Source organism: Caenimonas sedimenti, from assembly GCF_007833165.1.
Classification (GTDB): Bacteria; Pseudomonadota; Gammaproteobacteria; order Burkholderiales; family Burkholderiaceae_C; genus Ramlibacter; species Ramlibacter sedimenti.
This window is the reverse complement of record NZ_VOBQ01000024.1, coordinates 87,851-100,067: the sequence shown is the minus strand read 5'-3', so window position 1 is coordinate 100,067 and position 12,217 is coordinate 87,851. Positions and strand designations below refer to the sequence as shown.

Below are 12,217 nucleotides of genomic sequence, written 5' to 3'. Positions count from 1 at the left end.
TGGTCTTCAAGGTTGAACGAGTAGAACAGCCGATCCTGCGCTCCGCCTTGGCTTCCCATCATCGTCAGCACCCCCGCATTTGGTTCGCGCAAATCTAGGCGGCACCGGAGAGTTTTTCAACAGAATCCGTCGAAAGCAGACATCAAGAGTCGGTAGGTCGTTGCCTTGATTCGGCAGTGGTCACGCTGGCGATCCGTGGAGCGAGCCGATCGGGGTGAAATTGGTGGCAATGGCCCGAAAAAAGGAGGGTAGCGCTGTCGCCGCCCGCTGCGCCTACCTTCGAGGCCATTCTCATAAACAGATTCGGGGAACGGCTACCAAGCCATCAAGTCCGGGCAGTCGTGGGGACTGCGCGAGGGAGAGACTGGCGCAGACTGCCTGCGGCGGGCAAGCGCGGAAGTCGAATGTGGGCCCACGAACGTCGCGTTGCTGTTCGAGTGCTACAGCGCAAGCGAACTGGCCGGCGCGAAGGAGATTTCAGCATGAGCCTGGAAAAAGAGAATTGCGGTCCTCGAAGCAGCCAAAGAGGTCGAAGCGGCGCCTTGCTTCTGGTGCCACTGCGAGGACACGGAAGGGCCGTGCACTCATCGGCTCTTTCCGGTCGTGCTCCATGAGGCCGCCTTGGCCGAACTGGAGTGAGCGATGCAGGAAGATCAGCAAGACCCGCCAGCGGCTTCCAGCGCAGGTTGCCCGACTGAGGCGCCAGTCGCGGACCCATTTTCCGTGCTGACCTCTATGCACGAGAGGATTGCGGCACTGGAGCTCGAGCGGGTAACGGTGAATGTGGTGACGGAGCGGCTTGCGAAGGTCGCTGTCGAGAACCAGATGCTGAAGGCAGGATTGACAGCGGGGTCCGAGGAGTTGCCTGGTTGTTGCTGGCCAGTTCACCGAAAGCAATAGCGCTGCTTGAGCGCGAGCGGTCCGACTTCCGAAGCTTCGCGCGGGCTGGTGGCTTGGTGCCGCTCCAGCAGGATCACGTTGTGCAGGCCATGGGGGACATGCTGAACTCGGCGAGGCTACAGCCCCGGGGCACAGTCGCCGACTTCGTCAGGGGGGTGGTGTTCGACTTGCTGGCCGCAACCGACGCAGCATGGCGGCCAGCGCGCTGGACATGGCGCGCGTGGTTCTGCATCGCTGGCGTCTGCACTTCGGCGTTGTTTCTCGGCCGATAGTTTCGGCGGGACGGGGCGAATCAAACGGATCGGACGCGCTGGAGCAGATCCGCGAGTTCCGGACTAGCGCACCCCAAGATCGATCCAAGGAACAACCAACTTGCGCCGATCGCAGATATGTTAAGGCCGCTCGTGCCAAATCGCTCCAAATTGCGGTTAACGGTTTCGCGAAGGCTATCCAAGCTAGCGGCCTGGGCCGAGACATGGCCCGCAAGTTCCTCGTGCTCGCGGTCCGCGTGTGAGTGGAGGCTCGTAATGCGCTCGTGTAAGAGCGTGATATTGCGGTCTAGATCCCTGATGCGGTTGTCAACAGGGGCTGAGTGGTCTATCCGATGCACGCTGTAGGCGCTTCCCCGCCCCATGGCAACGATGGGTAGTGTGGCGTGCATGTGACCAACAATGGGCTTGGGACGCCTGAACGGCGCTCTGCGCCACCAAGAAGCGATGTGGTCGCGAACAGGGGTTAGGCCGAAGAACTTCCGCGTTGAATGAATGCCGATCACGATTGTGCAGATTCCGGCCAACTGAAGGAACATTCCGCTCAATCGGATGCTGCGCTCCGACCCGCCTAGCAAGACAGGAACCATTAGGGCGGCACAAAGGCCGGCGAATGTGAGCCACAGGTACCGCGGTTCGACCAGCAGCCATCGAACCCAAGAGCGCACATTTCCCACAGCCAGTCTAATTGCAGAAGGTCTGGTTGCCGATGCGCTGGCAGGTTCGGTTGTAGCTGTTCCCGCGGCTGTCGGTGCCGTTGGAGAACTGAGTGTTCCCGTACGTCTGCGTCGTTCCATTCCAGCTAATTCCGTTCGCCGCAGTACCGTTGTGGAAGGTTGTGTTCCCGTAGGTCTGGCTGCTCTGGTTCCAGTTGCTTCCAGCGCTGGGGTTGTACCCCTGCACGTTGGTGGTGTTGCCGTACCTCTGGACGTTGTAGTTGTTGCCGGAGCTGTCGGTGCAGGTTTGGAAGCTGCCGCTGCCGAAGCAGGATGCCTGCGCCCCCATTGATGCCGTCAGTAGGGCGGCGGCTATTGCAAGTCTCATGGGTGGTCTCCAACGGAATACCCGCGAACCGCGCGGCTCGGACAGCACCACAAGGTTACGCCCCGGGGTTCGGCCCGACCTCTCCATCCGTCGCGACAACGTCAGGGTTTGTGCGTAGCCAATATGGGGCAGGGAAGTCGAGGAGGTGGGTTCAGCCGCTTGTGCGGCCTGACGAGGAAGACCATCATCCGCCACGAGGAGGGCGTCATGAAGCGACTTCTGATCGCCGGCTTGTTGCACGCCTCTGGCGGTGTGCATGCCCATGGCGGAGGCCTTAACGCCGAAGGCTGCCATACCAACAAGAAGACTGGCCAGAACCAGGGTCAGTTGCCTCCTGGATGCTACCGAGGGCCGCGCGGCGGCACCTACACCATCACCAAATCTGGGCGAAAGAACTATTCGGGATGCTGAAATTGATAATCGTCACTACGCTCTTGCGGGCGTCGAAGGGGGGCCGTGTCGTCACAGCCTGAAGACCACATAGCCAAAGCCAACCAGGTAAGAGTGTGGCTGCAATTTATCGCGCTGATCGCGAGTGGGTTTGTAGTGGGCACGGGTGCCACTCTGCTCGCATTGAACGCCAGCACTTTCGTCTATGAAAAAGCTGCAGTGGTTGGCATCGCTGCGGGGTTCGGAGCGTTTGCTCTGTTCTTCTTCGCCCGTACCGCTTTGGTTGGCCTCATGCAACGCAGTGTTGGAGACGCGGAAGCCTATCGCGGTGGTGTCCGCATGGCGCTGCAGGCAATGGCCACGGTGTTCCGCAATGGAAAGCCGCTGGCGGAGGAAGAAGCACGATCACTTGACGAGATCGCTGATCAAGCGGGCGACAAGCTCAAACAGGGAAGTACGCTTGCTCTTGCATATTTTGGTGCAGCCGCGTCGATGGGCATTGCCATTGCGATTGTTGGATCGGTGATTTCAATGGCCGCTGTCGTGGCAGCGCACCGTCAGGTCGACCGAATGGACCTTCAGAACAAGCTGCTAGAGCAGCAGATCCAAGAGGCGGCCGCGACTCGAATATCACAAGTGTTCGCTGCGCAGCTTCCAAGTTTGCTTGAGGCAATTCAAAAGAGTCGTGACTCGAAGGGAAACTGGACGCTCAATGGCGACCTTCTCGGTCGAATCCAAACGTTGATCCACGCGACACAACCGTACACCGTGGATGAGGATGTCAACCGTTGGAATGAAGAAATTCGCCAGCCTGCCGGAAGCGTGTCGAGCGGTGGTGGAGTCAAACCTATGCGCTTCAGCCCAGAAAGAGGACAGTTGCTGGCAGTGTTGCTGGCTGCTGACTTCCCTTTCGAACGGCATGAGTTCGACTTTTCACAAGCTGATTTGCGGGGAGTGACTCTTCGTGGGCGCGGTGAGGGCTACAAGGATCTAGGAAAAATCAACCTTAGCCGCTCGAACCTCAGAAATAGCAACCTCTCCCGTATTAATTTGCAGTGGTCAGATTTATCTGGGGCCATTTTGCCCACTTCAGAGGAGTTGCGGGAGGTTCTCACGTGGCCGGCTAGCAGCATTCCGAACCATCAGGCGGTGCTCAGGTCGAAGTCGACTTCAACCTTCGAAATTATGGCAGTACGTGGGGCGAATCTTGCGGGCGGCATTTTGGAAAGGGTTGCCGGGGACCTAAAGAAGCCCGGGGTTTTTGTGATTGAGAATGAGGTGAGAGAAGAGATGGCTGTTATCAACCCGGGACGCTGGCAGCCGAAGGAATACGCAGAGTTCTATTTGCTAAAGGAACGAACGACGTATGCGGAAATGCTTGCGCATTTGCCGAACGCTGCCCTTGAAGCTCATCATCTGTGGGTAGCACGCGAGCCTTGCAACGCCCGGTTGCCCGCGGTGCTTGCGTTTCAAGCTGCGATCGCTGCTGCTGAACGGGACGTGCCGGATAAACGTCACGGCCCGATTGAGGGTCTCCGCGCGGCCTTTAAAGAACGGGAATACATCAGCAGTTGCATACTATTTCGGATGGAATCCAAATAGGTGGGCCATCAACTGCCGGGGCAACTGGCAAAGTCGCCATGTGCAGCAGACGGCACGAACACCATCACGCTCGAGGGGCGGAAGAACTACAACGGCTGCTGAGTGGATTCTGGCCCTACCGTGGGCCGTCGCGGTGGCCTATTGGTTGTCATAGTACAACCTGTGTAGTCCAAGCCGGTCAGGCGATCAGAAGCTGCAGGCGCCACCCCACCCATCCTGCGCAGATTTGCGCATCTCATGTGCTATCGCCGCCGCTTGTTGCGCCACTTCTCCGGTTGGACCGCTTGGCTTGGCGCTGCTGCCGCCCGGGTCAAGAAGCGAAGTGCTGCTCACAACCTAAGCAAATCGCGTACTTGTACCGCTGCGCGAACCCGCATCCTCGCCACATGATCACCGCCAAAACCAGGCACCCCTCTCTCGCTGATGCCATCGCCGCCGAGCGCGAAGGCGATGGAGATTCGGGATGACCTCGCACTGCTCAAGAAAGCCTTTGACTCGGCACCGATGCGCCAAAACGGCCGCCAGGGCACTCGTCGATCAGCACTATGCAGACACGGTGCCGATGGGCTCAGTACACCGCGATTCTATAAGTGCAACTGATCCGCTTCGGCCTCTCGGGCGTCACGAAGCTTCCTCCCATTGACTGCTGCTTGTCGCCGGAGCGGACCGTGGCGAAGCCGAACGATCCGGGGAGCTTGCGTTCGTCCACGCTACATGCTTCGAGCTCTGCTGTGACGACCAACTTTGTGTTGTTCTTCACCGTGACTCCAGCCTCCAGGATGCAGTCCGAAAACGCCAGCCCCCATTCTGCATAGATGCGCACGCTGACTCCTGTGACCTGGCTGGGGGCTTCGAAGTACTCGCGCTTGCTGCGCCTCACGCATGCGCCATCGTTCCCGAGTTGGCCCGCCACATCCAACATTGCGGTGATGTACCCAACGCGAGACTGGCGGTCTGCTTGCACGCGACGGGGTGCTGTCCGTTCTCTTACGGGCGAGTCTCCGCGGGACGGCGCACGCGCCTCTTGCGACACGCCCATCCCTTGGCGAGCAGCGCGTGGCGCGGCATTGGGTTGCAGCGGTGTTGCAGGCGTTGCTGAAGGTGCGGGAGCCTGGGGGGCTGCCTGCTGCGCAATAGAACGACGAGATGCGTCGCACATGTCGGCCATGCACATCTTGGCGAAGTAGAGCCACGACTCGTACCCATTGTTCTGGGTCGAACCCGGTTCTGTTTCGTAATACCTTCGCCAGATCTGTCTCTGTGCTTCCCGATCGGTATTAACTGCGTAAGGGCCTCCGGGGCAATAGTCAGATCTGGAACCACGCTCGACGACCGATGACAGCAAGCCCAGCACAGTCGGGCCTCCCTGCTCGGTTTGCCGAGCGAGGGGCCAACTTCTCTGACGGAAAGCGGTGCAGTCGGGTGTGTCCGGCAAGCGAGAAATGGTGGACTCAGCTGACTGCGCGTAGCCATCCATGGAAAAGAGAGCAATGCCTGCGCTGGCGAACACGAAAGCAGCTCCTCGCATACCGGCTCCTCTTGTAAGGAGACCGGTTCTACCGCAGAAACGCCGTGGCGTCATCCATCATTACTGCGATGACGGCGGCTATCTAGCCTGGGTCGCTTCTCTTGGCGAGGCCTTCGCTGTGAGACGAAACTCGCCCATGAGGTCGGTAAGCGGCACCTCATCGTCACTCAGCCCGGGGAGCGCGCGAGCAACACTCCATCGGAATCGCGTACGTGGAGCAACTGCGCCGGGCCGCCGACGGCGTCCAGGAAGTCGTAGAGGCCCGGGGCGGTAGGGAGCGCCACGGCGGTTACCTCCGCTCCGATTCGGCCACAAGCGCGAGCCAGTCTGCCAGCGCCAAGTACGCGACCTCGACACCCGCCATGCGGCCGCTGGCGCGCCCTGCGCACGCACTGACGCATCTCGAAGTGCGGGCGGTCGAACTCGCAGCGGAACCTGCGGGCAGTTGGGGTAACGGGCACTGTGTTCATTCCTTGCATGGTGCTGGCAGGCGCCGCGCTCGGGCGATGAAGCAGCGCGCGCGGATTCTGTGCGCTATTTCCCAGGCCGCCTTTGACTTCGCCTGATGGTCCGGTTTAACATTGAATCCGGTGGCCGCTGGGCGGTCACGGGCGCTTGCATCAGCCAGCGCTTTCCGGCGGTGGGCAATCCCCCCGGCGCGCCCATGTCGAGTAATTCGCAGGGACGCAATCCTTTCTTGGACTGCAACTCTGTTGGAGAACGACATGACGTCATCAAAGACGATCGCGCGCGAACGTGACCACGCTTGCAAAAATCAAGGCGGCTACTGCTGCTACTGCACTCTCCCCATGCTTCCAGTCGGCGACGCAAGTCCATTGGAGTGCACAGCGGAACACCTCCAGGCACTGTGCGACGGTGGCACGCATCGAGGCAATATCGCTGCAGCGCACAGATGGTGCAATCAGCGACGCCACGATCTATTTCAGCCAGCACCTCCGCCGGAAAAATATCGGCAGATTGTTGAGAAGCAGGTCGCGAACAACACCTGGTTCAGCACGCCGCTATTGAAGCAACTTGAGGAATACGCGTGAGTCCCAGTCATCTTGATCTAGCCCTGCGGTCTTCTAGTTCCTTCTTGATCCATGCATAGGAAGTCGGCTCACACAGCCACCGCTGCGCAAACCAGAAGCGCCGGCCGCCGCGCTCCACGAGCTCCAGGCCGGTGTAGGCCATCTCGATCTGCATGACGCCACTGAATAGCGGTCGCCAGAGACGCGCAAGGACGCGGGTGGTGTTATTGCTCTGACGGGCGCTCAATGGGAAGTCGTAGGGCCGCAGCTCCAGCGTGTCCATGCGCTGTACCGCGTGGGACACCATGTTGCCGAACAGAGGCGCATCCGCACCGTTCCCGGGCTGGCGAGCGCCATCCCGATACCCGAGCAAGACCTTCACGTACATGGTCTCGCATCACGCCGGCAGGCCCTGGTCGCTCGCAGCCCTGCCAGGGGTGTTGGCGAGCAAAATGCCGCCGCTCGGTAGCCGTACCTCGAAGTGCGCGCCGGGTGCCTCCGCCAGGGAGCGCATGCCCTCCTGGCGGGCCTGCTCGGCCACGCGGTGCCAGCGGGCGGCAAGGCCCATCGTGTCGGCGTCCAGGTCCTCCGGCGCAGTGTCCAGCGCGCCGCTCCACGCCTTGAATGCGGCGGCCACGCCGTCCGGGCCGCGGAATGCATTCTCCAGTGCCTTTGCATAGCGACCTTCGGCTTCGACCTTGGCGGTCGATGAGGGCCGGCGCATCGACGAGCGCGACGAAATAGGGGTACGGCATGAGGCTTTCCAGGACTTCGATAGACACTGTGAAAACGTACAGTACACTCCCTGGCATGGCGCAGGGTTTACTTTGCGAGCTAACGGGGTGCCACCATGCGAGGGCAGGCCCGATCTGCCTGTGAGGGCCCCTCGGCCCCGGTCCCGTAGTGCGTGGAAATCCCAGCGGCTCTCGGCGCCCCCTTCCTATTGCACTAGTTGGCAGGCGACCCGCAAGCATTTATGGCTCAAATGTCGCTTCTCCTTAGTAGCAAGCGAATCGGCGCAATTGATATTCGTCCCACAACCCGGGAAGTGTTGGATAACTCGGACGAAGTGACGCTCAGCAAGACGGGTCTATAAAAACTATGCGCGATGGCTTGCTCTCGATCAGCAACGTCGGGTCGGGAAGGATCACGGGACAGGGGAGCAGTGTCTAGCACCTGCTCGTGGGCGGGTGTCAGCAGGCGTCTACCGTCGGTAGCCGTGGCGGGACCACGCCTGCTTTTCGCTGGGCGTCCTCGACGCCTCCGGGAACACGATGCAGATCCGCGCCCCGCACCAGGTTGTCTAGGTGCTGGCGCGCGCTGGGGCAGCATCAGGGCGGCGTGCACGCGCTCGATCGCGCCAGCGCCGTAGATCCAGCGCGTCACCAGCGGTGCGTTCGCCGGCTGCGGGGCGGGCAGAGGGTTCGCGAAGGCGAGCGCTTCGGCCATGGGGCAGCATAGCGCGGGACGTATCAGCGGGGTGGGCGTGCCGCTCGCCTTGTGCTACCGTTCCCGGATGTGGTGGTGCAAGCTCACGGCGATTCTCTTTCTGCTTCCGCTGGCATCGGGCGCACAGCCATCGAACCAGGAGACCGACCTAGCGGCCATCCTCAAGGGAACCCTCTATGTGGCGCCACACCGAGAAACCGCCGATGGGCAGCTAAAGGCGTGCGGTCTCGAATTCGCCGCGGTAGGCACGGACCACTCGACCAAATTGGGTGGAATGGTTCGCGTAGTCGGCTCTTTCTACTTGCGACCGCACGAAAAAGTGGGCCTCGCCTACATGCTCAAGCTCGGGGTGGTCGATGGACTGCCGCCGGGCACCCGGACGGCTCCTGCGAATGCCTTTGTGCGGGCACCTGATGCGAACTCTTCGCCGACGAAGCCTATCCGCGGGCCGGCTGATCGGCCAGAATTTGCCCTGTTCGTTGGTGAGGCGCTGGACGAGGCGATCCTGGCGGTGCTGCGATCGATAACCGAAGGCAAGACGTTCGTCGTCGGATTCAACCGGGCGCCCGGGCAGCAAGACGTTCAGTTGCCTATTGACCTGACAGTTGTGAATTCGAAGATGGACGGCGCGCGGATAGTTCGCGAGCGCAGCGATTCTGCCGTCCAGCAATTTGCGAGTTGCAACTCCGACCTGATGAAGACCATCACTATCCGATAGGCCGGCGACCTGCGAGGAAGAAACGGGGATGAAGATCCAAAACCGGCACTCCCAGGCACAGCGCTTCTTCGAAACAAGCCCTGGATTCCGGCATCTACGGAATCGCGCGCAAGTGTCACACGGCGGCTCGGTCGGGGCCCGTCAGCAGCGCGGCCCAAAGTGACGCGCAAAGCAGCAATGGAGCGGCGGCTGGCCGGCGTGAAGCGCTACGTAATGCACGCCAGTCTGCCGTCAGGGCTTAGAGCTTCAGTTCGAGAAGCAACTCCTCGACTGCTTCGGTCCACTCAGCAATGACCATATCCGACATTGCTGGGTGCAGGTCCGGCAGTGTGTGCTTTGCCAAATCCACTCTCACTCTCCGTTCGGCAACTTCCGAAATTTCCGCAACGAAGGTCGCCACGGCACGCTGCCGCACGTCGAATCGCATCTTCGCGCGCAGGGCTGCTCGCTCAGTCCGGTCCATGGCGTCCCTCCCGTTCGCAATGTTGTGGTGGACCTCGCATTGTCCAACGATCGACACTCACCATCTCACTGACGTGCTTCGCCGGTCACGTCAAGGAAAAGTATGACGGAAGAGCGTGGCAGCGCGAAAATGGCGCATGGGCCCCTTTATCTTTGCGCTTCAAGGCACTTTCTTCATCTTTATTGGCTCACTGCTCCCGCTGGATAGTCAGAAGGACAAGTGGGACATTGCAACGGCAGTCGGCACTCTACTTGCAGTGATCGTTGCCCTGTACCTGGGTCTTAAGGGCCACAAACAGGCCGTCGATAACGCCTCCATGACCCAGGCGCAGCTTCGCGCGTATATCCTGCCTGGCCTCGTCGAGCCCGTGCACCACCAGCAGAAGGGCAACGTCGTACGCCTCGTGTTTCACAACTATGGAGCAACACCCGCCATCAACATCCGGGCATGGGCAGGTGTTCTTCACCTCGCAGACAGGGCGAACGCGGTGCATCAGGAATGGGTCCAGCCCCAGGGAGTTGAGACCTTACATGATCATCAAACGCTCGGCCCGGGCCAGTTCAACGAGCAGCTAATGTCAGTGAATCAGGCCCTTGTCGAAGATGCGATGGGCGCTTCACCTTCAGCCTACTACCTATGGGGCGAAATCGTGTACCGCGATGTCTTCAACAGGACTCACCGAACCACCTATCGCTACGAGCTGAGCGGGTCGCAAGTGTTCATTGGCATGGCCAAAGGCAACTTTGCTGATTGATCGCGACGACGCCTGCGGATTACCCCTTTTTTTTGCAATTGCGAACATTGGCCATCGAACCCGTGCCTGAGGAGCATCCTTGGTCAGTCGGAAGCGGACGGTGGCAATGCTCGTCTGGTTGACGTGTGCGGAAAAGCGCCAGCGAGCAGAGTTGTTGATATGTTTGCTGGTTCCTTGACTACCGACCTGGGCGAGCCATAGCATTCATGCGGGTGTCAGTCCGATATGTGAGCCCCTCCGGGCCGAAGGAGCACATCACTGTTGCGGCTTGTTTGTGGTACCTTTGTGCCTCGTTCGCTGCTCGCGACGCCTTCACACGGCAGGGGTCACATGTTCGATCCATGTATCGCCCACCAACGGTTCGACGATTGACGGCACCTTCAGGTGCCGTTTTCATTTCCGCGTGCCTCGATCACGCGCCTTGCCAGCCTGGCCGCACGAACTCCGCCGCGAGGAATTCCACCAGTGCGCGCACCTTGTGCGGCACGAACTTCTTGGTCGGGTAGACGGCGTAGATGTCCAGCTCGATGGAGCTGTAGCCGGGTAGCAGCTCCACGAGGGTGCCGGCGCGGAGATGGTCCGCGATCAGGAATGTCGGCTGCAGGACGATGCCGGCTGCGCGCAGCGCGGCCTCGACGCAGGTATCGCCGTTGTTCGACCGCAGGCGGGGTGCCAGCGTCACTTGGATGGCACCATCGGGCCCCTGGAAGTCCCAGGTGTCGCCTCCCGCCAGCAGCGTGTAGCCGATGACATCGTGGCCGGGCAGCTCCGACGGGTGAGCCGGTGCGCCGCGCCCCGCGATATAAGCGGGCGCCGCGCAGAGGACCAGCCGGGTGCTGGCGAGACGCCGGGAAACGAGGGTCGAGTCCGGCAGGCGGGCGATCCGGATGGCGAGGTCGAAACCTTCCTCCAGCAGGTCGACGACCCGGTCCCCCAGGCTGGCGTGGACGGTCACGCCGGGGTGCTGCGCCATGAACCGCGGCCACAACGGCGCCAGATGCCGGATGCCGAAGCTGAGTGGCACGTTGACCTTGAGCAGCCCACTGGCGTGGCCGCTGCGCGTGGTCAGTTCGGCTTCCGCCTCCTCGAGACTGGCGAGGATGTCGCGGCTGCGTGCAAGAAAGAGTTCACCTTCGCCGGTGAGTGAAAGCTTGCGCGTCGTCCGATGCAAGAGCCGCGCGCCCAGCCTCGCCTCGAGTTCGGACACGTACCGGGACACAGCGGCCTTGGACATCGACAGCTCGTCGGCGGCGCGTACGAAACTGCCGGAGTCCACCACAGCGGCGAAAACGCGCATCTCCTGGAATCTGTCCATTGTTCAAGTTTAAGAGACAAATAATCTCATTAAAGTCTATTTATCAATGATTGTTGATCCAATAAAGTTGAATCCATGCCCCGCCACACCGACGGAGCACTCAACCAAGAGGAAATCATCATGAAAGTTCTCGTCATCGGCACCGGCAACATGGGCTCGGGATTCATCAAGCAGTTCACCGCGGCGGGCCACCATGTCACCGTGACAGGGCGCGACGCGGCCAAGGCGCAAGAGGTCGCCGGCAAGTTCGGCGCAAAGGCGGTCAGCAGTGCCGGCGCCGCGAGCGGGCAGGACGCGATCGTGCTCGCCACGGGCTATGCCGACGCCGTCGCCGCGCTCCGTGGCGTGGGCGACGTGTCGGGCAAGACAGTCATCGACATCACCAATCCGCTGTCGGCCGACTACATGAGCCTCACCCTCGGCCACGACACGAGTGCCGCTGAAACCATCGCCGCTGCCGTGCCGCAAGCCAGGGTGGTCAAGGCGTTCAACACGGTGTTCGCGACCGTGCTCGCGGAAGGCCCCGACTTCGGCAGCGGCAACAAGGTGCCGGTGTTCCTGGCTTCCGACGACGCAGCGGCCAAGGAGACGGTCAAGGTGCTCGCCCAGAGCGCCGGCTTCGACGTGGTCGATGCGGGGGGCCTGAAGAACGCGCGCTACCTGGAGCCGTTGGCCGGCCTGAACATCTACCTGGGCTACGGCGCCGGTCTGGGCACGGGGATCGCGCCCACGTGGATTCGCAAGGCGGCCTGAA

11 protein-coding genes are annotated in these 12,217 nt (G+C 61.2%); 5 read left to right on the top strand and 6 right to left on the bottom strand.

Going from position 1 to position 12,217, the window contains the following annotated elements; genetic code table 11:
- Window positions 1-1,853: 1,853 nt before the first annotated feature.
- Window positions 1,854-2,477, bottom strand: a complete 624-nt coding sequence (locus FN976_RS29595) for a hypothetical protein (RefSeq protein ID WP_255440856.1) — start codon at window positions 2,475-2,477, stop codon at window positions 1,854-1,856.
- 240 nt (window positions 2,478-2,717) lie between these two features.
- On the opposite strand from FN976_RS29595, the gene FN976_RS26210 reads away from it, so the two are divergent.
- Window positions 2,718-4,205 (top strand): pentapeptide repeat-containing protein, encoded by a 1,488-nt coding sequence (locus FN976_RS26210; protein ID WP_145896540.1) that lies wholly within the window; start codon window positions 2,718-2,720, stop codon window positions 4,203-4,205.
- 568 nt (window positions 4,206-4,773) lie between these two features.
- Here the strand turns inward: FN976_RS26210 and FN976_RS26205 are convergent.
- Window positions 4,774-5,085: a hypothetical protein gene (locus FN976_RS26205; protein WP_186511201.1), complete on the bottom strand. Its 312-nt coding sequence runs from the start codon at window positions 5,083-5,085 to the stop codon at window positions 4,774-4,776.
- A 1,373-nt stretch (window positions 5,086-6,458) separates the two neighbouring features.
- On the opposite strand from FN976_RS26205, the gene FN976_RS26200 reads away from it, so the two are divergent.
- Window positions 6,459-6,785: a hypothetical protein gene (locus FN976_RS26200; RefSeq protein ID WP_145896536.1), complete on the top strand. Its 327-nt coding sequence runs from the start codon at window positions 6,459-6,461 to the stop codon at window positions 6,783-6,785.
- 7 nt (window positions 6,786-6,792) lie between these two features.
- Here FN976_RS26200 and FN976_RS26195 read toward each other — a convergent pair whose 3' ends face one another.
- Both FN976_RS26195 and FN976_RS26190 read right to left on the bottom strand, forming a co-directional pair.
- Window positions 6,793-7,152: a hypothetical protein gene (locus FN976_RS26195; protein WP_145896534.1), complete on the bottom strand. Its 360-nt coding sequence runs from the start codon at window positions 7,150-7,152 to the stop codon at window positions 6,793-6,795.
- Between the two features lie 9 nt (window positions 7,153-7,161).
- Window positions 7,162-7,488, bottom strand: coding sequence for a hypothetical protein (locus tag FN976_RS26190; protein WP_145896532.1), 327 nt, complete (start codon window positions 7,486-7,488; stop codon window positions 7,162-7,164).
- 723 nt (window positions 7,489-8,211) lie between these two features.
- On the opposite strand from FN976_RS26190, the gene FN976_RS26185 reads away from it, so the two are divergent.
- Window positions 8,212-8,931 carry a hypothetical protein gene (locus FN976_RS26185; protein WP_145896530.1) on the top strand — a complete coding sequence of 240 codons (720 nt, stop codon included), beginning with the start codon at window positions 8,212-8,214 and terminating at the stop codon, window positions 8,929-8,931.
- 238 nt (window positions 8,932-9,169) lie between these two features.
- On the opposite strand, the gene FN976_RS26180 is transcribed toward FN976_RS26185, so the two are convergent.
- Window positions 9,170-9,394, bottom strand: a complete 225-nt coding sequence (locus FN976_RS26180) for a hypothetical protein (protein ID WP_145896528.1) — start codon at window positions 9,392-9,394, stop codon at window positions 9,170-9,172.
- A 136-nt stretch (window positions 9,395-9,530) separates the two neighbouring features.
- Here FN976_RS26180 and FN976_RS26175 point away from each other — a divergent pair, with 136 nt between their 5' ends.
- The gene (locus FN976_RS26175; protein WP_145896526.1) at window positions 9,531-10,148 is read left to right on the top strand and encodes a DUF8453 domain-containing protein; all 618 of its coding nucleotides are present in this window, start codon (window positions 9,531-9,533) and stop codon (window positions 10,146-10,148) included.
- Between the two features lie 412 nt (window positions 10,149-10,560).
- On the opposite strand, the gene FN976_RS26170 is transcribed toward FN976_RS26175, so the two are convergent.
- The gene (locus tag FN976_RS26170) at window positions 10,561-11,463 is read right to left on the bottom strand and encodes a LysR family transcriptional regulator (RefSeq protein WP_145896524.1); all 903 of its coding nucleotides are present in this window, start codon (window positions 11,461-11,463) and stop codon (window positions 10,561-10,563) included.
- 120 nt (window positions 11,464-11,583) lie between these two features.
- Between FN976_RS26170 and FN976_RS26165 the strand changes: the two genes are divergently transcribed.
- Entirely contained in the window at window positions 11,584-12,216 is a 633-nt protein-coding gene (locus FN976_RS26165) for an NADPH-dependent F420 reductase (RefSeq protein WP_145896522.1), read from the top strand.
- Window position 12,217 lies beyond the last annotated feature (1 nt).